The organism is Superficieibacter sp. 1612_C1, assembly GCF_015234305.1.
Taxonomy (GTDB): Bacteria; Pseudomonadota; Gammaproteobacteria; order Enterobacterales; family Enterobacteriaceae; genus Superficieibacter.
Genome location: NZ_JADGMI010000003.1, coordinates 257294 through 279985 on the forward strand (window position 1 = coordinate 257294; position 22692 = coordinate 279985).

General features: G+C 52.1%; 21 protein-coding genes. 6 read left to right on the forward strand and 15 right to left on the reverse strand.

Going from position 1 to position 22692, the window contains the following annotated elements; translation table 11 throughout:
* Positions 1–67: 67 nt before the first annotated feature.
* The 5 genes from INT84_RS12370 to INT84_RS12390 form a co-directional block, all read right to left on the reverse strand.
* Positions 68–847, reverse strand: coding sequence for a heme ABC transporter ATP-binding protein (locus tag INT84_RS12370; protein WP_194207034.1), 780 nt, complete (start codon positions 845–847; stop codon positions 68–70).
* A complete protein-coding gene (locus INT84_RS12375) occupies positions 840–1835 on the reverse strand; it encodes an iron ABC transporter permease (RefSeq protein ID WP_194207035.1) in 996 nt (331 codons plus the stop codon). The genes INT84_RS12370 and INT84_RS12375 overlap by 8 nt, the downstream gene beginning before the upstream one ends.
* Positions 1835–2653, reverse strand: coding sequence for a hemin ABC transporter substrate-binding protein (locus INT84_RS12380; RefSeq protein WP_194207036.1), 819 nt, complete (start codon positions 2651–2653; stop codon positions 1835–1837). The genes INT84_RS12375 and INT84_RS12380 overlap by 1 nt, the downstream gene beginning before the upstream one ends.
* Complete coding sequence (locus INT84_RS12385) at positions 2650–3699, reverse strand: hemin-degrading factor (RefSeq protein WP_194207037.1); 1050 nt, start codon at positions 3697–3699, stop codon at positions 2650–2652. The genes INT84_RS12380 and INT84_RS12385 overlap by 4 nt, the downstream gene beginning before the upstream one ends.
* 76 nt (positions 3700–3775) lie before the next feature.
* Positions 3776–6148 (reverse strand): TonB-dependent receptor domain-containing protein, encoded by a 2373-nt coding sequence (locus INT84_RS12390; RefSeq protein WP_194207038.1) that lies wholly within the window; start codon positions 6146–6148, stop codon positions 3776–3778.
* Between the two features lie 221 nt (positions 6149–6369).
* On the opposite strand from INT84_RS12390, the gene INT84_RS12395 reads away from it, so the two are divergent.
* From INT84_RS12395 to INT84_RS12405, 3 genes are all read left to right on the forward strand, one after another.
* Complete coding sequence (locus INT84_RS12395; RefSeq protein WP_194207039.1) at positions 6370–6654, forward strand: SelT/SelW/SelH family protein; 285 nt, start codon at positions 6370–6372, stop codon at positions 6652–6654.
* A gap of 94 nt (positions 6655–6748) precedes the next feature.
* On the forward strand, positions 6749–6994 hold the full coding sequence (locus tag INT84_RS12400) for a YmjA family protein (protein WP_176919852.1): 246 nt from the start codon (positions 6749–6751) through the stop codon (positions 6992–6994).
* A 120-nt stretch (positions 6995–7114) separates the two neighbouring features.
* Complete coding sequence (locus INT84_RS12405; protein ID WP_194207040.1) at positions 7115–7771, forward strand: TetR/AcrR family transcriptional regulator; 657 nt, start codon at positions 7115–7117, stop codon at positions 7769–7771.
* Positions 7772–7834: 63 nt separating this feature from the next.
* Here INT84_RS12405 and INT84_RS12410 read toward each other — a convergent pair whose 3' ends face one another.
* Positions 7835–8626: an MBL fold metallo-hydrolase gene (locus INT84_RS12410; protein ID WP_194207041.1), complete on the reverse strand. Its 792-nt coding sequence runs from the start codon at positions 8624–8626 to the stop codon at positions 7835–7837.
* A gap of 423 nt (positions 8627–9049) precedes the next feature.
* Here INT84_RS12410 and INT84_RS12415 point away from each other — a divergent pair, with 423 nt between their 5' ends.
* Complete coding sequence (locus INT84_RS12415; protein ID WP_370529667.1) at positions 9050–11308, forward strand: TonB-dependent siderophore receptor; 2259 nt, start codon at positions 9050–9052, stop codon at positions 11306–11308.
* 57 nt (positions 11309–11365) lie between these two features.
* On the opposite strand, the gene INT84_RS12420 is transcribed toward INT84_RS12415, so the two are convergent.
* From INT84_RS12420 to INT84_RS12430, 3 genes are all read right to left on the reverse strand, one after another.
* Positions 11366–12295: an alpha/beta hydrolase gene (locus tag INT84_RS12420; protein WP_194207292.1), complete on the reverse strand. Its 930-nt coding sequence runs from the start codon at positions 12293–12295 to the stop codon at positions 11366–11368.
* Between the two features lie 100 nt (positions 12296–12395).
* Positions 12396–13427 carry a methionine synthase gene (locus INT84_RS12425; RefSeq protein WP_194207042.1) on the reverse strand — a complete coding sequence of 344 codons (1032 nt, stop codon included), beginning with the start codon at positions 13425–13427 and terminating at the stop codon, positions 12396–12398.
* Between the two features lie 27 nt (positions 13428–13454).
* Entirely contained in the window at positions 13455–14432 is a 978-nt protein-coding gene (locus INT84_RS12430) for a DUF1852 domain-containing protein (protein WP_194207043.1), read from the reverse strand.
* Positions 14433–14752: 320 nt separating this feature from the next.
* Here INT84_RS12430 and INT84_RS12435 point away from each other — a divergent pair, with 320 nt between their 5' ends.
* Positions 14753–15400, forward strand: a complete 648-nt coding sequence (locus INT84_RS12435; protein ID WP_194207044.1) for a glutathione S-transferase N-terminal domain-containing protein — start codon at positions 14753–14755, stop codon at positions 15398–15400.
* 104 nt (positions 15401–15504) lie between these two features.
* Here INT84_RS12435 and INT84_RS12440 read toward each other — a convergent pair whose 3' ends face one another.
* Genes INT84_RS12440 through INT84_RS12450 form a run of 3 tightly spaced genes read right to left on the reverse strand, consistent with a single transcriptional unit; the run spans position 15505 to position 18237 of the window.
* Positions 15505–16500 carry a DUF2891 domain-containing protein gene (locus tag INT84_RS12440; protein ID WP_194207045.1) on the reverse strand — a complete coding sequence of 332 codons (996 nt, stop codon included), beginning with the start codon at positions 16498–16500 and terminating at the stop codon, positions 15505–15507.
* 31 nt (positions 16501–16531) lie between these two features.
* Positions 16532–17518, reverse strand: a complete 987-nt coding sequence (locus INT84_RS12445; RefSeq protein WP_176919845.1) for a DUF979 domain-containing protein — start codon at positions 17516–17518, stop codon at positions 16532–16534.
* A complete protein-coding gene (locus INT84_RS12450; RefSeq protein WP_176919844.1) occupies positions 17515–18237 on the reverse strand; it encodes a DUF969 domain-containing protein in 723 nt (240 codons plus the stop codon). Before INT84_RS12450 ends, INT84_RS12445 begins: the two co-directional genes overlap by 4 nt.
* Before the next feature lie 265 nt (positions 18238–18502).
* Between INT84_RS12450 and INT84_RS12455 the strand changes: the two genes are divergently transcribed.
* Positions 18503–19051 (forward strand): winged helix DNA-binding protein, encoded by a 549-nt coding sequence (locus INT84_RS12455; protein WP_194207046.1) that lies wholly within the window; start codon positions 18503–18505, stop codon positions 19049–19051.
* A gap of 157 nt (positions 19052–19208) precedes the next feature.
* Here the strand turns inward: INT84_RS12455 and INT84_RS12460 are convergent, their stop codons facing one another.
* The 3 genes from INT84_RS12460 to INT84_RS12470 form a co-directional block, all read right to left on the reverse strand.
* Positions 19209–20117, reverse strand: a complete 909-nt coding sequence (locus INT84_RS12460) for an NAD(P)/FAD-dependent oxidoreductase (RefSeq protein WP_194207047.1) — start codon at positions 20115–20117, stop codon at positions 19209–19211.
* A gap of 215 nt (positions 20118–20332) precedes the next feature.
* The gene (locus INT84_RS12465) at positions 20333–20818 is read right to left on the reverse strand and encodes a DMT family transporter (RefSeq protein WP_194207048.1); all 486 of its coding nucleotides are present in this window, start codon (positions 20816–20818) and stop codon (positions 20333–20335) included.
* 28 nt (positions 20819–20846) lie between these two features.
* Positions 20847–22655: a toxin-antitoxin system YwqK family antitoxin gene (locus INT84_RS12470; protein WP_194207049.1), complete on the reverse strand. Its 1809-nt coding sequence runs from the start codon at positions 22653–22655 to the stop codon at positions 20847–20849.
* Positions 22656–22692 lie beyond the last annotated feature (37 nt).

Genomic DNA, 22692 nt, shown 5'->3' on the forward strand with positions numbered 1-22692 from the left:
ATGAAGCGGATTAAAAAACAAAGGCTCTTTAGGGAGCCTTTTGTCTGTGCCCACGGCACACTGCCCTTTACGAACACAGAAAAACATGCGGCCTGTCACTGCCGGGATGCGAATGCACCCGCACCTCTGCCCCGTACCATTGTGCAATGACATCGGTATCAATCACCTGTTGCGGCGTCCCCTGCGCGACCAGTTTTCCCTTATTTAACAGCAGCACGCGGTCGGCCCATAGCGCCGCCAGATTAAGATCGTGTAATACGATACAGACGTGCAGGTTGCCGCTGGCGGTGAGTTTTTTCAGTAAACGTAATAGCTGCTGTTGATGGTAGAGATCCAGCGCCGAGGTGGGTTCGTCAAGAAACAGCCAGCCCTCGGGCGCGCCGTCGTTCCACAGCTGCGCCAGGCTCCGTGCCAGCTGGACCCGCTGCTGCTCGCCGCCGGAGAGGGTGGCATAGTTGCGACCCGCCAGATCGTCACAGCCGGTCAACGCCATGACCTCGCGGACAATCTCCGCTTCATGCCGCGTTCCCCAGGGCGCACGTCCCATAGCGACGATAGCCTCCACCGGCCAGTCAAAACGCAGCTGCGTCTGCTGCAACATCACCGCACGGCGACGGGAGAGCGCGCGGGCGGGCCACTGTTTCAGCGAGCGCCCCGCCAGCCAGCACTCCCCCTGCTCCGCGGGCAAATACCCGGTCAGCAGACGCAACAGCGTTGATTTCCCCGCGCCATTGGGGCCAATCAGCGCGACCAGTTCACCGCTGGCAAGCATTAACGAGACATCATCGATCAGCCATCGCTGCCCGCGTTGCAGACGTAAATGGGCGGCGACTAAGGTGTTATCCATGTTCCGTTCTCCTTTGGCGGAAGATCAACCACAGAAACCAGGGCGCACCGAGCAGGCTGGTAATCAGTCCCACCGGCATCTCCGCTGGAACGACAACGGTGCGGGCCGCGGTATCGGCAATCAGCAGCAGTATGGCCCCCGCCAGCAGCGATCCCGGCACCAGCGCGCGGTGATCGGCCCCCAGCCACATACGCATCAGGTGCGGCACCACCAGACCAATAAAGCCGATAATCCCGCTAATCGCCACCGCTGCCGCCACCAGTAAGGCACTGCAAAGCAGCATCACCCGTTGCAGTTGCGGAACATTGACGCCGAGGTAATGCGCCTCTTCGTCGCCCAGTTGCAGCAGGTTAAGCTGGCGGGCAACCCACCACACCGCCACCGCCGCCGGTAAAATAAGCGTGGTCGCTACCAGCAGCGTGGACCACTGCGCCTGACCGAGGCTGCCCATTCCCCACTGCGAGAGCTGGCGAAGCTGGGCGTCGTTGCTTAGCCATGACAGCAGTCCAACGGCAGCGCCGCACAGCGCGTTAATGGCAATCCCCACCAGCAGCAGGCGCGACAGCGAATTATCGCGGGCCCTGCTGAGCAGGAAGATCACCACCATCACTGCCAGGCTGCCGATAAACGCCGCCAGCATCGGTGCATAGAGCGCCACCAGCGCGGGAACCGGCAAAGGTAATACCAGCCAGCAGGCCACCGCCAGCGCGCTGCCGCTGCTGATCCCCAGCAGTCCCGGATCGGCCAGCGGGTTGCGAAATAGCCCCTGCATCACGCAGCCGGAGAGCGCCAGCGCCGCGCCGACCACCAGCGCCAGCAGCACGCGCGGCAGACGAATGGTCAACCAGATCTGGCGCAGCGCGTCATCGCCGGGATGCCACAGGCTCTTTAATGGCAGCGCCATCGCCCCCTGGGTGGTCGCCACCAGCGTCAGACCGACCAGCAATAACAGCATTCCCCACAGTGAGCACACCACGGCGCGGTTCATCAGGGCAGTTGCTCCGCTTTTTGACGCAGATCGAGCAGCGCCTGCGGCGTACGCACGCCAAAGCCGAGCAGGGCCATATCATCGATAATCATCACCTGCTTATTGCGCCCGGCAGGGGTTTGCGCCAGTCCTGGCAATTTCCACAGATTCTCTTCCCCACCCATGCTTTTGACCCCGTCGGCAGAGATCACGATCAGGTCCGGCTGGCTGGCGATGACGCCCTCCTGCGAAAGACCGCGATAGTGCGCAAAGCCCTGCATGGCATTCTGTAACCCGGCTGCGCGGATCGCGCCGTCGGCGGCGGTCTCCTGTCCGGCAACCATCGTTCCCATCCCGCCGTGGCTCAACAGAAACAGGACCCGCTTATTGACTGGCGATGTCGGCAGCGCGGCGATTTGCATCTTCAGTTTTTGCCGTAGCTGCTCGCCTTCAGCATTTTTGCCGAGCGCATCGGCGATAACGGCGACTTTCTTATCGATCGCCGCCAGCGAATAACCGCCGGGGACGCTCACCACCCTGACGTGGTTCTCCTCTACTTTTTGTAATACCGATGACGGCTGCGCCTGATTGCTTGCCAGTACGATATCCGGGCGCAGCGACAGGATGCCTTCCGTATTGAGCTGCCGGACATAGCCAACATCCGGCACGTTATTCACCTCAGCAGGCCAGGTGCTGGTGGTGTCGCGCCCGACAAGCTGCGACTGCGCGCCCAGCCCGTAAACAATTTCGGTAATATCGCCGCCCAGCGTCACCACGTTCTGCGCAGCGGCGCTCGCCACCAGCGGGATCGCCGCCAGCAGCATCAGTATCTTTTTCATGCGGCTTTCCCTTCATTGCTCAACGCATCGATCTGCGCTCGCCACTGGGTTTGTTCCGGCTGGCCTTCGCTGCGCTGACCGTAAATCTGGGCGATTTGCGTGCCATCCGCGGCGAACAGTTCAAGACTGGTGACATGGCCGTCGGCGGTCGGTTTGCGCGTTACCCAGCTTTCCGCAATTCCCGCCTCGCGCAGGTGCAGAGTGAAGTTTTCATTGAAAATGTTGATCCAGCCTTTCATCGGCGTCAGTTTTTCCAGCGCGCCGCTGAAGATCTGCACGCAGCCGCGATTTCCGACAAAAATCATAATTTCGTTGCCCTGCTGCAAGACCGTATCCAGCAGGCGCGGCAGCGCGTCATTGCTCACCTGGCAGGCAAGATCGTCGCCTGCCAGGCGAAAAGCCTGCTGGCGCGAGAGATTGTGTTTTTTCAGCAGACCAAAGAACTGATGCACATCGGTCATCGCCCGCCACTCCCGATCCAGCGCCGCGCCGTCGGCGCTTTGCGCATGCGGTTCGGCCACGGCGGTGATAACCAGTGGCAGATCGTCTGGCGCGGTGAAACGTGCGACGACTTCATTCCACGCCGCCAGATCGGTCTGCGCCGTGACGTAGACTTTCAGTACCGCGTCGCCCTGGTGGTCGAAGAACTGAATGCTCTGACGCTCGCCGCGCGGGCTCTGCTCGCGCAGGCTGAAGGCGCTGGCCCACTGACTGATAAACAGACGTAAGTCGAGCGCACGTGGATTCAGTACTATTCCGGCGCGTTCACCGATATGCTGATTGGTAAAACTGCCGGTGTGTTCATGGACGGCGTACTCGTTACGACAGATGCATTTTGTGTCTCCCACCAGCTCCAGCGCCGCGAGGATCTCGCGCATCTCACCCGTCAAACGCAAGGCATCGTGCCCCACGCGGGCGTGGGTTAATTCCGCTTCGCTGATGGTCATCTCAGTCGCGATATCGCGGGCGTATTTTGCAGGCTCCTGCGCTTTAATGGTCTGATATTGCTGCCAGATGGCGGATACATCTTTTGATGAAACAGGCATAGTGTTCGCTTCCTGATAAGGTTAAAAACCCCCGGCAGCGATACCGGGGGAGTAAGGATTAAGGATGACGCCTTAATCAGAAATCTACGTTAACGCCCAACTGCCAGGTACGACCCGGCATCACCGCCAGCGCCTTGTCATACGCATCCTGACGGGTGGACTCCTCAATGGTACGGCTGCTCAGGTAATCCCAGTATTTACGGTCGGTAATGTTATAGACGCCGCCGTTGAGTCTGACGTTCTTCGCCACCTGCCAGTACGCCGTCCAGTCCAGCAGACCATAGCCCGGCACCCGCATGTACTCATTAGTGGAGTCGGCGATCGTCGAACCGGTATTGGTGTAGGACTCGCGACTGGTCGCGGTGGCGCGTTTGCCTTTCACGAAGGTCGCAGTCAACGCCGTACCATAACGTTTCGCCGGATCGTCCCACGCGACGCCAGCGATCGCTTTCATCGGCGCAACGCTGTCGAGATCAATGTATTTATCCCCCATATAACTGGATTTTGATTTTCCTTCGGTATAACCATAGGCGAGCGTCGCGCTCAGGCCATTCACCTCTTCGAACCAGGTGCCGAAGTTAAATTTCGCGCTGATTTCACCGCCGTAGATAAAGGCTTTATCCCTGTTTTCCGCCTGATAGGTGGTGTAGATGTTAGACGGAACGTTGGTGAACCGGTCCGGATTCCCGGCGCGCGAATAACGGGTATAGGCGATAAAGTTTTTATAGGTGTTATAGAACAGCGCGGTGCGCAGGGTGATGCCGTCGGTCACCTCCCCTTTCATGCCCCACTCAACGTTATCGCTGGTTTCGGTTTTCAGATCGGTGTTACCGATCAGCGCATATTGCTGTCTGCCCGCGTAGCTGGAGCCAAGGTTCCAGGAGCCGTACAGCTGGCTGGCATTGGGGAACTGCGCCCCGCGTTTGTATTGCAGGTACGTCATCAGGCGTGGGGTGATGTCGTACTGGAAGGTCAGTGACGGTAGCAGCTGGGTATCGGTATTTTTGCCGTATAACGTCGACACTTCAGACTCATCCAGGACGCTGCTGTTGGTCGTCAGGCTGGAGAGATTGTCCGGCTTCATTGACTGGTGGATCACGCGCGCGCCAGGAATAATGGCAAAATGATGACCATTGGCATCAAAATTAATCTGATCCTGCACGAAGGCACCGAGGGTATAGCTTTTGCTGTCCGCTTCCGGCTGCATAATTTCGCTGTAGGCCGTTGGCGCTGGCGACTGTCTGAACGGACGCTTCGTTTCTGTGGTACTGGCGTTAAATCCGGCGCTCAGATCGTGGCGGCCCAGCGTTTTCGCCAGCGCATTCTGAATACCCCAGGTATCGGTGTCATAGTCTGAATAGACCGTCTGCATGGCCGTGGTAATGCTGTCCGGCATGTAAGTGCGGTCATGCGCTTCAGTGTGCTGGTAGTAGACTTTGGTCGACATGCTGTCCAGCCAGTCATTCACTGGCGTCCAGTCATCTTTCAGGCTGACGCCCCAGCGACGGGTCTGGCTGGTCTGTTGGGCATCGCCAAGGATCTGGCTGCCGCTGCTGTTCCATGAGTCGTAATGGGTATGGTTGGTTTTGTGATAGTAATCCAGCGTACCGGTCAGTTTGTGTTCGTCGTTCGGCTGCCAGATACCGGAGGCCATCATCGCATCGGAGTGCCAGTTAGCCGGGTACGCATCAACGGTGTCGCTGTTGTTGCGGGTTTGCTGACCGTCACGGCGGCTGTAGACAAATATACCGCGCAGGGTTTCATCCCCCGCCGCACCGGTCACGCCATTATGCCAGCTGCGATCGGCAGAGTCGTAATCACTCTGGTAGCCGAACGCGGTGTTTTTTCCCGGATGCAGATAATCGTCAGCGGATTTCGGGCGGAAAGAGACATTACCGCCGATAGACGTGTTGGCCTGTTCGGTAGAGGTCGCGCCGGACTCAATATTGATAGTACCGTACATATACGGATCGATGTAGTCGCGGCCAATGCCAAACGTATTCAGCCCTGCGCGACTGACATAGCTGCGCCCGGTCGCATCCGGCTGCGGTATACCATCGACATCAATCCCAACCCGGTTGCTTTCCAGCCCACGGATGTTGTAGCCGGTATAACCGCCACGGTCAAAACCGCTTTTGCCGTTGCCGGAACCACCGCTGGCCCCGGTCGCGCTGATTAACGGTTCATAACGCATAATGGAACCAAAGTCTTTTGCGCCTTTGTTTTGCAGGTCCTGGGCGCTGACGGAATGCGTACTCCCCGCTTTCAGGTCCGGCGCTGGCGCGGTGACGATCATCTCGTCAGCCGTATCCTGTGCGGCATTTTTTGCGGTAGTCGTTGAAGTCCCGGTATCAGCCGCGAAAGCCGCAGTCTGATACAGTGCTGTGAGTAATGACGTCACCAGAACGCTCTTCCTGAAACGTTGAGGAGAAATGTGCGATGTATGCATAATGTCTTGTAAACCTTAATTTTATTAGTATGAGGCTCACATTTCACTTCCACTGGTTGATTGAAAAGGCACTAACCAAAAAGATCGCGTACTGTTATAAATTATGAAACGAATACTAATGATAAGTATTATCATTTGCAACAACTTCACAAAGTCTTCACATTTGTAACCCATTAATCGTAAATTGTGTGCTATGCCCTCCTGATGAGACGAGAGAAAAAATGAGCAAAAACGCCGTCACATTGCAGTACTGTTCCCAGTGCAACTGGATGCTACGCGCCACCTGGATGGCCCAGGAGCTGCTGCAAACGTTTAGTACCGATCTCGATTCTGTGCGCCTGATCCCCGGCACCGGCGGGATTTTTGTTATTGATGTTGATGGTCACGTTATCTGGGATCGCAAGCAGGACGGCGGCTTTCCCGATGCGGCAGAGTTAAAACGCCGGGTGCGGGACTATTGTTTTCCGGAAAAAGCGCTGGGACATGTGGAGAAGAAAGACGGCTAAGCGTATCGGCAACGTTAACCCCCGTGGTTAAGGTATGCCAGCAACTTGATAAGAATGGTATTATCGATGTCAGCCTACACCCCGGAGACCCTGTATGAACAACGAAATCCCACTGAAGTATTATGACATCGCCGATGAGTACGCAACGGAATGCGCAGAGCCAGTGAAAGACGCTGAACGCGATCCCCTGGCACACTATTTTCAACTGCTGATCACCCGCTTAATGAATAACGAGGAGATCAGTGAAGAAGCGCAGAGAGAGATGGCCAGCGAAGCCGGTATTAACGAGCAACGTATTGACGAGATAGCCACGTTCCTCAATCAATGGGGTAATGAGTAATTCGCGGGTGTGCATTCGTTCATGATGAATACGTTGCTTAGCCATAAATTTAATTTCTTCTGTTACGCGAACGCTTTTACTGTATGAAGGATTATTCAGCTTGAGGATTCGCATTCTGATATGGCTAAACCACGTTCACTCATCCCCCGGAAAAGGCCGCGTCAGGCGCGGGCAACGGCAACGCTGGAGGCGATTTTCGAGGCGGCGATTCAGCTTTTGGTGACTGAGGGGCCGCAACGCCTGACCACGACGCGCGTGGCAGAACGGGCTGGCGTCTCGGTGGGCACGATGTATCAGTACTTTCCGCATAAGGAATCGCTGCTATACGTACTCAATGAGCGATATCTGGAAGCCCTTGCCGAAAAAGTCGAGGCGGCTTGCCTGACCTTCTACGGCTTGCCCGTATCACCGATGGTGGAAGGGCTGATTGAAACCTACTGGCGAGCGAAAACGGAACGACCTGAAGTTACGCGGGCGTTATATCTTTCTATTGCCGAACTGGATAACGGCCCATTAGTGGATGCCTTTCGACGCCGCGTCAATGTCGCCGTATCCGCGATGCTGCGAAGCGCATCAGACATGAATCTGGTGAATATCGAAAGCGTGAGTCTGATACTGATCACCGTGATTTTTGGGGCCGTGCGCAATACGTTTGAAATGAACCTACCTGAGGCCACCGTGGCTATACTGCAAAGGCAACTGATCCAGATGTGCCAGTCGTATTTGATGTCGTTGAAGGGCGTGGAGATTGAATTATCCGTCGCCACGGATCGGTAGAAAACGCCCTGCCGCGCTATATTTCGGTGGCTATTTTTCTCAGCATATCCCGACAACCATTAATTAACCAAGACAGGCAATATACTTTTCACCTGACCGACGCACAATGTCATCCGCATTTTCCGTTATATTCTGCCCTTCAAACGCGCCGTAGAGTTTTGAAAACCTTACGGCGCTCAGGCGGCGCATAATATCCTCAATGGTTGCGGCTGGCAGCGGCAGCATATTGGGGTAGCTCCACATGAAGGAGACGGCATCCGCGCCGGGAGTGACCTGAAGGATATCGCCTGCCAGCAGCATCCCGCCGTCCTGCGCCCAGTGAAGCACGCTGCCGCCGGGAAAGTGCCCGCCGAGGCGTATGATCCTGACATCCGTCGCCAGCGTCAGGGTGTCGCCTTCCCAGAGCGTGATCCAGGGGCTGTCGCGCATGATCCACTCGCTATCGCTGGCATGAAGGTAAATCGGCGCATCAAATTCGGCGGCCCAATCCTGCATGGTGGTGTAGTAATGCGGATGGGAGATAGCAATAGCCTTAAGCCCTCCGAGCGCAGCGATCAACGTTTTCGTGGCATCGTCGAGATTAGCAATACAGTCCCAGAGAATATTGCCCTCCGGGGTTCTCAAAATAAAAGCGCGCTGATTAATCGCAAAATTCGGCACGGTTTTGAGGCTAAGGAGATAAGGCTCATGCTGTTGCCATTTATTTAAATGGGAAGCGATTAAACGGTCTAAAGCGATCCATGCCTGTCCTGTCACCGGCACAAACTGACGCTCATCCTCACAAATTTTGCACTGTGCTGGAGAGGAATCGGTGGTCTCAAAAGAGGTGCCACAGGCTTTACATAGCGTAATCATTCACTTGCTCTCTCTGGTACGGTAGTGCGTTTCAAAGATTGTGCTGAGCCAGCGCATTCCTCAGACGAATAAGGCAGGTGGATGCAGATCGGCTCCGTCAAAACGCCTTGCTCCCCGTAAACAGGACCGCGAATATCCTTATTGGTTTATCGTTACCGAATCATAGACCATAAACACGTGAGTTGATCCTGAAGACCCCTTATTTCCTCCCTGACCGCCGCGGAGAGGACAACAAGCGCAGAGAATTCCAGGTCTCAAAAACAGGGATAACGATAACCGCAACTACCAAATATGATAATGATAATCATTATTTAATTGCAAATGAAAACCATTCCCAATAAATTATTTTGCGCAAATTTTAAAGGGTAAGTGGTTACTATGATGATAAAAAATGCATATCGATTATCGCTTCTGGGTACCGTGATGGCAGGTAATCTTGTCGTACCGTTGGCAAATGCTAACGACGCAGATACGACGGTAAATCAGGAAACAGTACAAACGCACGCGGATCAACAGAGTGAAAAACTGGCGACCAACGTGCAGGAAGAAAACAGTAGTGAAACAATGGTAGTAACGGCCAAAGAGCAGACGTTACAGGCACCTGGCGTCTCGATCATTGACAGCGAAGCTATCAAAAAAAATCCAGTTCAGCGCGATGTTTCTGAGATTATCCGCACCATGCCGGGTGTGAATCTCACCGGGAACTCCAATAGCGGCCAGCGCGGTAATAATCGCCAGATTGATATCCGTGGTATGGGTCCGGAGAACACCTTGATCCTGGTCGATGGTATGCCTGTATCCAGTCGAAACTCGGTGCGCTATGGCTGGAGCGATGAACGAGATACACGTGGTGACACCAACTGGGTTCCGCCGGAAATGATTGACCGCATCGAGGTCATTCGCGGGCCAGCGGCGGCCATGTACGGTAGCGGCGCTATGGGTGGTGTCGTCAATATTATTACCAAACCTGCGACGGATGAGTGGCACGGCAACCTCAACACCTATTACAACGTTCCCCAGCATAAATCCGAAGGCAGCACCAAACGCTACAACGGCAGTTTAAGCGGTGCGCTGGCTGATAATTTGACCCTGCGTCTCTACGGTAACTGGAATAAAACGCAGGCAGATGCTCAGGATATCAACGAAAGCCATACCACACCGCGTATTGGCACCTATGCGGGGACTTATCCTTCGGGCCGTGAGGGCTTTATTAATAAAGACATTAATTCAGCTCTGCGCTGGGAATTTATGCCGATGCAGGCGCTGGAACTGGGTGCAGGCTACAGCCGTCAGGGAAACCTGTATGCTGGCGATACGCAAAATACCAACAGTAATGCGCTGGTGAAAAAATATTATGGTAAAGAAACCAATGTGCTTTATCGCCAGACGCTCAATCTGAAATATACCGGCGCATGGGACAGCGGCGTCACCACCAATAACTATATTCAGTTTGAAAAAACACGAAACTCTCGCCTTAACGAAGGTCTCTCTGGCGGGATAGCAGGAATTTTTAGCCCTACAAATGAAGGGTTCTCCACCATTTCGCTGTACGACACCAACCTGCACTCGGAAATTAATATTCCGGTTGACCTGTGGGTTAACCAGACCCTGACGTTTGGCGGGGAATATAACCATCAGGCAATGAAAGATCCGGCCTCCAATACTGAATCCACCAGCGGAGGAGGCTCGGTTGATGGAATTGATGATACCGGGCGAAGCCAATACAGCTCAGCGGATATTTACGGCATTTTTGCGGAAAATAATATTGAATTAACGGACAGCACCCGTCTGACGCCTGCGATCCGTTTTAATCACCAGGATGTGAGCGGCAGTAACTGGAGTCCGTCACTGAACCTGTCTCAGGAGTTGAACAGTGACTTCACGCTGAAACTGGGTATCGCCCGCGCGTGGAAAGCCCCGAACCTCTACCAGACCAACCCTAACTACCTGTTATTCAGTAAAGGTCAGGGTTGCTACGGCGGCGGTGCCTGCTATTTACAGGGTAATAGCGATCTGAAAGCAGAAACCAGCGTCAATAAAGAAATCGGCATTGAATATAATCACGATGACGTGCAGGCCGGACTGACCTGGTACCGCAATGACTACCATGACAAAATTGAAGCAGGGTATACGCCGGAATATAACAACGGCTCGGCAAATATTTTTAAATGGGAAAATGTGCCCAATGCTGTCGTGCAGGGGCTGGAAGGCACGTTCAACTTCCCGATTACTGATACGCTGAAGATGAATAACAACTTCACGTATATCATTGAGAACAAAAATAAAAGGAACAATGATTACCTGTCGGTCATTCCTCAATATACGATCAACTCAACGCTAAACTGGCAGGCAAGCAATGAATTGTCGGTTCAGGGAACACTGACATGGTATGGACGACAGAAGCCGAAAAAATATAATTATCAGGGCGTTCGCACGTCCGGCAGCGAAACCCGCCAGGTATCGCCGTATGCGCTGGTAGGGGCAAGCGCTACCTGGGCGGTAACGAAATATATGGATGTTACGGCGGGAATCGACAACCTGTTCGATAAGCGTCATTTCCGTGAAGGCAATGCCCAAAGTACCGGTAATGCAACAACAGGCGCTTATCTGTGGGGGGCCGGAGCGAATACTTACAACGAGCCGGGGCGCACTTACTATATGCAGTTAGGTCTCCACTTCTGATGATTAAGGCGGCGCAGGGGCTTCCCCTTCACGCCGCCTCCTTTGATACCAGATGGATTAATCACAGGATGCGGAGCCGCCCACCTTCCCGGTTCTCATATCCAGTAACGCGCTCTTAAAAGAGGCGTCAAACATCGGTCCATGCGTCAAACCAGGATAATCCCAGTAGTCCGCCGGGATCCCGTCACGCTGGAGGCTGGAAACGATGTCGTGGATGCGAGGGAGGATGTCAGGAGCCTGAGTCTGTACATTTTTCCCTGGAGACGCGGCACCTTCCATGAAAAACAGATGCTTATGGCAATAATGCGTTTTATCCACTGACGTTAACCGGTTTAACAAGGCGAGATAACCTTGTCCCAGCGACGGGCTGGCGCTGTAGTAGGTCGTGAAGAACGATGAGGACAGCCATGAGTCGAGAACGAATAAGCCGCCGTAAGAATGCCCCCACAGGCCACGCTGGTCAGGATTAATGTTAATCCCCTGCTCGACTTTCGGCGCAATATGCTGCTCCAGCAACTGACGGAAGTCGTTGCTTCCCCCCATCTCACGACGGTTGCGGCCGTTTTTCACTTCTCGCGCAGGCGTATAATCCCAGGCTCTGCTGTTTGAATCAAAGGGCAAGTTGGTCTGGTAGCCAATCGCGATGATGACAGGAGGCGTTTTTTCCGCCAGTTGCTTAAGCAGCGTTTCCGACAGGCGTCCCATCACCGCATTACCATCCAGCATATAAAGAACCGGATAGCCTGATGCCGCTGGTTTTTTATTCGGGATAGCGGTCCAGACCCTGTAATGTCTTTTTCCGTCGGCGGAATCGAATTGTTCAACCCTGAAATGATAAAACGCCGAACCCCGATCGGCGATATTCGGCCCCAGAGGCTTCATATCTGGTTTAGCATACCCTTTCGCGCCGTACAGAAGAACGATGCAAGAGAACGCCGAAAACAGCACCCTGCGCAGGTTACCGTTTTGACACTTGCGGCTATATATCAATTTGCCTTCCTTTTTAACAGGTGAAACTTTTATTTTTCAGTGGGTTATCCAGAATCACCTGAAATAGCCGATAGATCAAGTAAACTATCTGGCAGCGTTATTTACCCAAAAGCTCTCTGCGAATAATGTCCGCCCCTGCGCTTAAGGCATTCAGTTTGCCATTAGCGACCCGACGAGATAACGGAGCCATACCGCAGTTAGTCGCCGGGTAAAGTTTATCGGCATCCACAAACTGAAGCGCTTTGCGTAACGTATCGGCGACTTCCTCTGGCGTTTCTATGGCATTGGTTGCCACATCAATGGCTCCCACCATGACTTTTTTACCGCGAATCAGTTCAAGCAGATCCATTGGCACATGCGAGTTATGGCATTCCAGGGAGATGATATCGATAGTAGAGGTTTGCAGTTTAGGAAACGCTTCCTCATATTGTCGCCACTCGGACCCCAGCGTCTTTTTCCAGTCGGTGTTGGCTTTAATGCCATAGCCATAACAGATATGGACAGCGGTCTCACATTTAAGACCTTCAACCGCTTTTTCTAAAGCCGCAATCCCCCACTCATTAACTTCATCAAAGAAGACGTTAAAGGCAGGCTCATCAAACTGGATAATATCAACGCCAGCCGCTTCTAATTCTCTGGCTTCCTGATTGAGAATTTTCGCGAATTCCCAGGCTAATTTTTCGCGGCTTTTATAATGCGCATCATACAGCGTGTCGATCATCGTCATCGGCCCTGGCAAGGCCCATTTAATAGGCTGCGTGGTTAGCTGACGTAAGAACCTGGCATCCTCAACAAAAACAGGCTCCTGGCGCTCCACCGCACCCACAACGGTCGGTACACTTGCATCATAGCGATTGCGGATTTTAACGACCTCGCGTTTTTCAAAATCAACGCCGCTGAGATGCTCGATAAACGTGGTGACAAAGTGCTGACGCGTTTGCTCGCCATCGCTGACAATATCAATACCCGCCCGCAGTTGATCGTCGAGGGCCAGACGCAGAGCATCCTGTTTTCCTTCTAACAACTCTCCATTCTGTAACTTCCAGGGGGACCAGAGTGTCTCAGGTTGCGCCAGCCAGGAAGGTTTGGGTAAGCTGCCAGCAGTCGACGTGGGTAGTAATTTTTTCATAACAGATGACCTTTCGTTTTCGGTAAATCAAAGCGTGTCGTTAGCAGACCACTGCTCAAGAATATGCTTGTAACGTTTGATAAAGTGCTCTTCCGTAAATTTCCCCTGCTCAACCGCTAACTGGCTGCGCTCTTCCCGGTCATAAACAATTTTTGTTAATGAGTGATCCTGATTATTCAGGTCCGGTTGATAGTATTGCCCCGCCGCAGAGTTAGCATTGTAAATTTCAGGTCGATAAATTTTCTGGAACGTCTCCATCGTACTGATGGTGCTAATAAGCTCCAGATCGGTGTAATCCCTGAGTAAATCACCAGAGAAATAGAATGCCAACGGTGCAACGCTATGTTCAGGCATGAAATAGCGAACCTGCAATCCCATTTTGCTGAAATACGCTTCAGTTAGCGAAGAGTTATCTGGCTGGTATTCAATACCGAGTACCGGGTGAGTATTCCCGGTCCGATGATAAATGTCTTTACTGGAAACGCTTAAACATATCACAGGTGATTTTTTAAATTTCTCTTTGTACTCTGTTGAGTTAACGAAAGACTTAAATATATTTCCATGCAGATCGCCAAAGTTATCTGGCGTGCTAAATCCCGCTCGATTCTTATTGTGTTCTAATAAGACTACGCTAAAGTCATAATCCCGCACATACGATGAAAAGTTGTTGCCTGCAATGCCTTGAATACGTTCGTTCGTTAGTTTATCAACGATAGTGGTTTTCAATATTTCAATGGCAGGGAAGCTTTCATCACTCTCTACAAAATTCATCTCAACGGAAATGATTTCAAGCTCGACCGAATAACGGTCGCTTTTGGGGTTATCCCAATGCGCTAATGCATTGAAGCGATTGTCAATCATCACCAGAGTGTTGCGCAAATTCTGCTGACGATCTTTCCCTCTGGCTAAATTCGCGAAGTTGGTTGTAATACGCGTATTTTCTGAAGGGTTATAATTTTCATCGAAAAGACTGCTCTTGATAGTAAATGTAAAATCTTTGCTCATCGTTATGGCGCACCCTGAATTCTGACATGAAAACCGACGTTGCTTCTTACTCTACGAGGATTGTTTTTTCAGTCTTCATGTTACTAATAAGTTAATACTCTTATTTTATGCCAGAGCCACAGGTCGAGCGAAAGCGACTAAATTTCATTACAACATGAGTCATATTCATGATCGAGCCAGTGTGCTGGCACAGGCCCGTTACACACGATTTATACCAGGCCTCTGGAAGATCACATGAACGGGGCTGACAGAAAGGCCAACCGACGATATCCGCCGATGAGAACTATGCTTACAGATACGATCGGTGAGCGGAGAAGGCTATGTATACGCTTTACGGGACAGAACGTTCTGGTTCGGCGGCAATAGAGATGGCGCTGATACAGTGCGGAGCAGAGTATCGCTTAGTTAAAGCAAGCTCGTGGGAGAAAGACGCGAATCGCAACGCATTACGTCAGCTCAATCCTTTAATGCAAATTCCCACGCTGGTTCTTCCCGATGGTTCAGTGCTGACTGAGAGCGCTGCCATCATGATCTTCCTCGGACTGGAATATCGTGATTCTGGCATTTTATCGACGGTGCCCTCTATACGCGCACAACAAATGCGGGGACTGATCTATATAGGTACTAATTGTTATGCATCGGTGGGGATTATTGATTATCCGGAACGATGGCTGCTCTCAGGTACGGAAGAACAATATAATCAGTTGGTGGAAGGTGCCACCCGCAGGCTACATCAGCAGTGGGATGCGTTTAGCGATATCTTCCTGACGACACCGGCATGGTCTCCGCAAGCGCCCGGGGGTCTTGAGATGCTGGCCTGTGTTGTGACCCGCTGGGGGAAAACGCGCGATCATCTGAGCAGATCCAGAGCAGCGTTTACTGCTTCGTTAAGTGAAACAGAACGTCATCCCTGCGTAAGCCAGGTCATACGCAACCACTGGCCGACGTCTGACCTGCATCAAATATGAATACCGTGCCATCAGGACGGTAAACAAGCGGAAACTGGGGCGGGATCCGGAGCGCGAGACGGTATCTGCCTGTAGCCATATTCCGTCTGCGCTCACGACTGACTTTATTCCAGAGCCAGGAGCGCGAAGCTGGCCAGCCAGTGACCGCCGCTATAGTGGCTACCCACCACATGTTCCAGACTCGCCAACAGATGACGTGAGACAGCGTCATTCAGCGCCTTTTGCGCAACATGACTCTCAGGCAGCGCTTTCGCAATGTGCTTCATACTCCAGGCGCGGCTAAGATTCAGGCCATCAAGATGCGCGATTTTAGGATCGGTTCTGTCACTCACCTGCGCAGGGTTCATCAGGGCATCAACTGAGGCAATATCCGGCAGGAAGGAGTCGAACCATTGCGGGAAATTTTTTGCCACTTTGCTCATCAACAGCGCTTCCGTTAATGCGCCCGAAATGTATTCATCACCGCCCGGCTCATAATGCGCCGGATAATGCGTATCGGCGGCATAGAAGCGGTTTGCCGCATCAATAATAGCGTTCTCCAGCGCCTCATCGTTTAGGGCGCGGGAATAATCAAGGCCCAGCGCCAGTGCAAATGCCGTGTTGTAATGCGTGCCAACGCGGATCGGGTACGTAAGCTTACTGAGATAATCAATAAGCCTGGCTCGAATATCCTGGGTTAACGGTTCCAGATTCTGATGCCACGCTTTTGCCTGCGGCAAAGAGGATTGCTGCAACTCCTGCGACAGCGCCAGCAACCAGCCATAGCCATAAGGGCGCTCAAATGAAGCACGGAACGGCGCGGTAAAATAGGCCAGCTCCTGCGCCACTTTCTGTTCAGTAATATGTTCTTCAAACAGCGCAATGATCTCTTCCCGGCACGATAGCGCCGGATAGAGTCGCAGACAGCGCAGCAGCAGCCAGTAGCCGTGCACCGCCGAATGCCAGTCGAAACAGCCATAGAAAACAGGATGCAGCTCACGAGGCGGCAGCACATCGCTATCATCATTTAGCAAATGCATAATGTGATTCGGGTATTCCTGACGCAAATAGGCTAAAGGCATCCGGGCAAAGGCGTCAGCCTGATGTTGTGTTAATTGCATAACCACTCCTCAGAACATTACCGCGCCTCGCTTAGCGAAACACGAGGAAATACATTAAAAACACATTGACTACCAGCAGCGTCAGCGCGGTAGGGATCTGGATCTTAATGACCTGATATTTATCTTTCAGTTCAAGCAATGCCGCGGGAACAATATTAAAATTCGCCGCCATTGGGGTCATCAATGTGCCACAGTAACCCGCGTACATTCCTATCGCCAGCAACGGAGCCGGATCGCCGTGATGATAATTAACCAAAAACGGCAGCGCGATACCGGCACTTAACACCGGGAAAGCGGCAAAGGCGTTACCCATAATCATGGTGAAAAGTGCCATGCCGATGCAGTAAATCACCACCAGCATAAAGCGGCTATCTGGATTCACAAACAGGCTCACGACCTTTTGCACCGAGTCGCCCGTATTCGCCACCACAAACACCCCACCAAGCATGGCAAGCATTTGCGGGAGGATCACGGCCCAGCCAATCGTATCCACTAATCGACGAGACTGACGGATGGCATGCAGTGGCGTGCCGCCCGTCAGCCACCATCCCGTCAGAATGGCGGCTACACAGGCTACACACAGGGACGCCAGCGTTAGCTGTTTTTGGTCGAGTAAGAAAACGCCGCCGATCGAGACACCGTTCAAAAACAATGTCCCCAGTACTGTCACCACCGGTATCATCAGTGCGGGTAAAAAGAGCCAGTTTTTCAGGCGATTTGATGACGCCACGCGCTCTGGTTCGGTCGACATTTTGTAATGCCCTTTCCCGACCAGCCCAAAGCCTGCCAGTAACGCAATGGCGATAACGGCACCGCCAATAATCCGGTAGGCCAGCGACTTGCCCAGCTCCTGAACCATCAGGTCACCAAACAGAAAAATGCCACCGAACAAAAACCAGAATAACGCCGTAGTGAATCTCTTTGGATTGCCGCGATCGCGCAACGTCATGATCACCAGCAGCATGACAACAAAGCCAATCAGGTAGTAAACACGGTTAATGGAAATCAGCGTACTCATTTAGTGGCCTCCTGCGTGCTCTGCTCGGATCGCCATGCCATGACGTCACGACGAATACTGGCATCAAGGCGCATCAGGCGCGTCATATGAATGATCAAAGCTGAAATTGCGGTGGGGATAGCCCACAGGCCGATATGCAGCGGCTCAATGCCCTGAATACCATTTTCTTTCAGGAAGGCATCAATCAACAGCACCGCGCCGAATGCAATAAAGATATCTTCGCCGAAGAACACGGCAATATTGTCGCACGCGGCGGCGTGGGCTTTGATCTTGTCGCGGATGTGCTGCGGCAGTTCACCGTATTCATTTAATGCCGCACCTTCCGCCATTGGTGCCAGCAGCGGACGCACTGTTTGCGCGTGCCCGCCAAGCGACATCAATCCCAGCGCTGCGGTTCCTTCACGCGCAACAAAGTAGAGCATCAAAATACGTGCCGACGTCGCGCTGGCGATTTTCGCGATCCAGGCCTGGGCACGCTCTTTCAGCCCGTAATACTCCAGCAGCCCAATCACCGGAAGAATCAAAATGAACGTTGCCAGCGAACGACTATTGACGAACTTTTCACCAAAGGTCTCAAGCAGCATTCCCAAATCCATGCCAACTAACAACCCTGTGGCAAGCCCGGCGACAACGACTACCAGCAGCGGATTGAAGCGCAGTGCAAAACCAATAACCACAACCGGTATCCCGATAAGCGGCAATAGCGTAGAACTGTCCATAGATATTTACCCTGTCTGAAATGAACGTTGCACGCTGTAGGCGATTTTTCTCCTGCTCCGCACCGGAGGGCGAAGACTGGCACATGGCGACAAACGAAGTGATGTCTTTGTGCAAGGCGGCGTGAACGCCGCACCAACAACAGCTTGCGTTAAAAGCTATATCGTAATGACTAAGATATGTAAATAATTTATAAATAAAATGTGTTTATTTTGCCGATTAATAGTTATTTTTAATGCAGATGATTCCAGGAGGATAAGGACAGTTATGACCTCAAAAAGTGTTTCTACATCAGGCAATAGCGAAGACATGAGCGACAGCCGTATCGTTTCCTCACGCCACCTGGTTTCCGAACGTTGCGCGGAATTATCGGAACTGGAGTACGCGCTGATCATGACCAGTAATGCGTTCAACAAATGGATGGTGCGCTGCATGACCGCTGCGGGCGAGTCAGATATGGGAGCATTTGACGTTTCTCTTCTCCATCACGTGAACCACCGTAATCGCAAGAAGAAGCTGGCAGATATCTGTTTCGTACTGAATGTCGAGGATACCCATGTCGTCAACTATGCGCTGAAAAAGCTGGCGAAAGCAGGTTATGTCATCAGTGAGAAAGTAGGAAAAGAGCTCTATTACTCGACCAGCGAAGAGGGAAAGGCGCTGTGTATGAGATACCGGGAAGTGCGTGAAGCCTGCCTGATTGCCATCCAGATGGAAAGCGGCATTTCCGGCCCTTCGATCGGCGATACCGCGCAATTGCTGCGCAGCATCTCGTCAATCTATGAAACGGCCGCACGTGCCGCAGCCTCGTTATAGCCTCCCGTGAGACAGCCCCTGCGGCCGGTAAGTAGTCCGGCCATGTCAGGGTGAGGTTAATCTGCCAGGCTTACGCAGTTTATGATGACGACTGGTGGAGTAAAATAGCCGCCTTTCGGGAAAGGTCTGTAATCGGCTCAACGCTGGCGGGTGATAATCATGCCGGCTCGATTTGCGTCGGGAGATCAAATATCAGTGACCGGTGCACGGCTGCGCCTGCCCATGCACCGTCGCCAACTGCCAGCGAAACCGAATGCGGCACGCGTGCCACGTCGCCGCAGGCAAACGCACCGGGGACGGAGGTCTCCTTCGTGGCATCACTGCGGATCTGCGTACCAAACGGGGTCTCTTCCAGTTCACAGCCCAATGTTTGTGCAATGCTCGTGGCTGGCTGATTCCGGGGAGCGGTGAAGATTCCGGCAAAGCGTAACAGGCGGCCGTCAACAAGCTCAATATCAGCATCATTGACCAGACGCGCAATCCGCGTGGCTTCAACAGCGATGCCACGCTGATGTAAATCCGCATGGACTTCTGCACTCAGCTCAACAGCATCGTTGGTGAACAGCGTCACACTCCCCCATTCCGCCACCATCTGCGCCTGATGCGCAGCCATATCGCCCGCGGCAATAACCGCGATGTGTCCCTGATTGAGTTCGTAACCATGACAGTAAGGGCAGTGAAATACATATTGCCCCCAGCGCTGCGGTAAGCCATCAATCTCAGGAAGGCGATCTTTCACCCCGGTAGCAAACAGTACACGACGGGATGCAAAGCTTTCCCCTGTCAGCGTCTGTACCTGAAACGACTCTTTTTCACCCGTTACCTTTTCTGCGCGTCCCTGCTGCCAGCGTAAAGTGGGATAACGCATGATTTGTGCACGTGCATTTTCAAAAATCACCGACGGGTCAACGCCATCCTGCCCGATGAAGCCGTGCGAGTGGCTGGCAAACCGGTTCCGTCGCTCCCCGGCATCAATGATAAGGACCTGACGTCGGGCGCGCACCAGTTGAAGCGCAGCCGCCATGCCGGCGTAGCTGCCGCCAATAATAATTACATCATATTTCATTCTTAACCTCCGTAAATGCGCTGTTTTACGTGATCCGGGAGATGCGCCAGAAGCAGGCCAGCAAGCATTTTCAGCCTCTTCAGAGCAGGTAATCGGCTGCGGCACCTGTTACAAATCGTCACCGCGACCTGAAGCCACAGGTTTACAGGAGCAACAGACAATACAACACGGTCGGAGTGATGCCTTTCATGTAACTTACGATATTACGAATGAGATTAAACCGCAACCCCTACAGATGGCGATTCTGTATCTGACATAAGCCAGATAGTTATCGTTGCAGCGCCGCCCATTATTCCCGAAATGATGCCTGACAGATCACCCTTATTGAGATTATGGGTACCCACGCCGCTCGTAAACGCTACGCCAAGAACACCAATCATGGTGCCTGTCCAAACATAGCGATCTGACAATCTCCTGAGGACCAGAAATGCAATAATGGGAACAAATACAGGCGATATCCGCTGAAGCAACACTGCTGTGCTCAGCTCGGTATTTTTTACAGCATAGAAGTAGGTCAGGAGTGCAAAGAATGTAAAAAGTGCTCTCAGCGCATGCAAACTTTTTCTTTCAGATTTCAAACTGAACTGACCCGAGAAAAAACCTACCAACACGACGAATATAAAGCTGAACATATTACGCCAGAAGACTAATGACAAAATATCCATTTCAGAAGATACATATTTAACAATAACCCCTGCCATCAGCCGTCCCGGAAAGCAGCATCTCAGCCTATTCAATCATCGGACTATGGATCATTAAGAACTCCCAGGTGTTATTCTGCATCAGCGGGAACCCCTGGCTGAATGCATTCCCTGAAACCTGATGCGCATAGTGGATTTCTGGGGCTGGCTTATCTTTAACTGACGCGGGACCAAACGAGGTCAGTTCAGAAATGAGCACGTTACCGCTTTTCAGCATGCTGCTTGCATTGTTCATAAGCACCTGAGGCGAGCCGCTAATTTCAACAGCTTTCATCACCGCACGACCAATTTCAGGCGCATACCATATCGTCTCAACGGTATAGCCCGAGACCTCACACGCTTTTGTATCACAGGTCATTTCCGACGCCAGCGTGCCAGTATGATGTGGACTGGATTTAGTCCAGTGGATAGTACGGGTAATCAGCAGCGTATCAAAGGTCCCGCCTGCAACCGTGATTTTCTCAATGCCTGCAATTTTTGATAAAGACGTCGCTTTATAGCTATATCCCCACTCCTGCCCCTTATCCCACGGCACGGTTACCCGGGTCTGGTAGCTATTCTTCCACTCCTTACCCGGCGTCAACGGAAATGAGAGAATTTGTCGATCCTGCTGTGGCTGATTCGGCATGATCCAGGTGTAGCTATCGAGATTTTCTTTTATTTCACCGTGGTCTGTCCGCCAGGTTGCCGTCTTATCATCCGATGTAATTAATTTCAGTGCGCTGCTGTGTTTGCCATCTGAGCTATATTCCCACACGTTACCAGGTTTCGGCAGAACCCGTGAATCGATATTAAAGGGGATCTTAACGTGCGGCATTCCCTTGTCATTATACGTAATGTAATCAAGCCCTACGCTATAACTAGCGGTTTTTTGCTTGTCCGAAGCGTGCTTCTCGAAAAAAATAACATTCGCAACGTCGTCAAGTGCGAAACTGTCTCCCGTTTCCTTACCCGCCTTAAATTGAGAGTAACGAACGACCTTGCCATCTTTTACCGTTTTTTCTTCCCCTTCTTTTACCCCATTTTTATAGGTAGAAAAGGTAGTTTGTCCCTCATGGCTACTGATTTGCTCCCCATCTCTCTGTAAGCGGCCATTGGCAATATATTGTACTAAATCAGTCAGTTGCCCATCACTGTTAAAAGTTTCAGTTTTGCTACGGGCCACGCCAGTCATCAGGGTTTTTCGTTCTACAATTTTTCCATCTGCGCCACGGGTGATCGTTATCAAGGGATCCTTGCCATATTTTTCAATACGTTTTATTAACTTCCCATTCTCATCGAAGTAATCGTCTATTTCTTTTTCGATGTTCTTTACGGTTTTCGTGTAATTTTTTTGTTTAAGCTTGCCATCAGCATAGTAATACTTCGATTCTTTATATTTCTCACCGTCATAATTAAGGCCCTCATAACTAAGCTGACCGTTATCATAATACGTTCGCTCATTGATGGACCATCCGCCGTCGAGATATCGTTTTACTTCTTTGGGAGAGCCATTCTCATTATAGGTCGTTTCTAAACCAACAGGGGTTCCCTCTTTATCCCACACGCCCTCTTTCTTTATTTTCCCATCAGGATAATAGAAGCGGTATTTTCCAGTCATATTTTCGCTTGCGAGCAAATCTTCATGGTTATTATCTTGTAAGGTGGCCTGAAGATAGGGCTTACCATCAGGGTAGCGCAGTGTGAATTTATCTCCGGGTTTTGCTGGCCAGTCGAGTAGCCAGGCAGTCTTCTGCCCTTCTTTAGCAAGTTGCCATTCACTGGTTACATTGCGCGTTTCAGCCCAGGCTGAATGCGCCAGAGTAATGACAGACAGTAAATATATCGCTCGTTTCATTCCTGCTCCTGAAATTCATATTTAACACCTGAAGCGG

Bases quoted from the DNA above. Each gene is read 5' to 3' on its own strand.
- INT84_RS12450 (WP_176919844.1), bottom strand. From the start codon at position 18,237: ATGGACAGTTCTACGCTATTGCCGCTTATCGGGATACCGGTTGTGGTT.
- INT84_RS12390 (WP_194207038.1), bottom strand. From the start codon at position 6,148: ATGCATACATCGCACATTTCTCCTCAACGTTTCAGGAAGAGCGTTCTG.
- INT84_RS12445 (WP_176919845.1), bottom strand. From the start codon at position 17,518: ATGAGTACGCTGATTTCCATTAACCGTGTTTACTACCTGATTGGCTTT.
- INT84_RS12460 (WP_194207047.1), bottom strand. From the start codon at position 20,117: ATGAAATATGATGTAATTATTATTGGCGGCAGCTACGCCGGCATGGCG.
- INT84_RS12435 (WP_194207044.1), top strand. From the start codon at position 14,753: ATGTATACGCTTTACGGGACAGAACGTTCTGGTTCGGCGGCAATAGAG.
- INT84_RS12400 (WP_176919852.1), top strand. From the start codon at position 6,749: ATGAACAACGAAATCCCACTGAAGTATTATGACATCGCCGATGAGTAC.
- INT84_RS12440 (WP_194207045.1), bottom strand. From the start codon at position 16,500: ATGCAATTAACACAACATCAGGCTGACGCCTTTGCCCGGATGCCTTTA.
- INT84_RS12415 (WP_370529667.1), top strand. From the start codon at position 9,050: ATGGCAGGTAATCTTGTCGTACCGTTGGCAAATGCTAACGACGCAGAT.
- INT84_RS12395 (WP_194207039.1), top strand. From the start codon at position 6,370: ATGAGCAAAAACGCCGTCACATTGCAGTACTGTTCCCAGTGCAACTGG.
- INT84_RS12430 (WP_194207043.1), bottom strand. From the start codon at position 14,432: ATGAGCAAAGATTTTACATTTACTATCAAGAGCAGTCTTTTCGATGAA.
- INT84_RS12385 (WP_194207037.1), bottom strand. From the start codon at position 3,699: ATGCCTGTTTCATCAAAAGATGTATCCGCCATCTGGCAGCAATATCAG.
- INT84_RS12425 (WP_194207042.1), bottom strand. From the start codon at position 13,427: ATGAAAAAATTACTACCCACGTCGACTGCTGGCAGCTTACCCAAACCT.
- INT84_RS12410 (WP_194207041.1), bottom strand. From the start codon at position 8,626: ATGATTACGCTATGTAAAGCCTGTGGCACCTCTTTTGAGACCACCGAT.
- INT84_RS12470 (WP_194207049.1), bottom strand. From the start codon at position 22,655: ATGAAACGAGCGATATATTTACTGTCTGTCATTACTCTGGCGCATTCA.
- INT84_RS12405 (WP_194207040.1), top strand. From the start codon at position 7,115: ATGGCTAAACCACGTTCACTCATCCCCCGGAAAAGGCCGCGTCAGGCG.
- INT84_RS12465 (WP_194207048.1), bottom strand. From the start codon at position 20,818: ATGGCAGGGGTTATTGTTAAATATGTATCTTCTGAAATGGATATTTTG.
- INT84_RS12380 (WP_194207036.1), bottom strand. From the start codon at position 2,653: ATGAAAAAGATACTGATGCTGCTGGCGGCGATCCCGCTGGTGGCGAGC.
- INT84_RS12370 (WP_194207034.1), bottom strand. From the start codon at position 847: ATGGATAACACCTTAGTCGCCGCCCATTTACGTCTGCAACGCGGGCAG.
- INT84_RS12455 (WP_194207046.1), top strand. From the start codon at position 18,503: ATGACCTCAAAAAGTGTTTCTACATCAGGCAATAGCGAAGACATGAGC.
- INT84_RS12375 (WP_194207035.1), bottom strand. From the start codon at position 1,835: ATGAACCGCGCCGTGGTGTGCTCACTGTGGGGAATGCTGTTATTGCTG.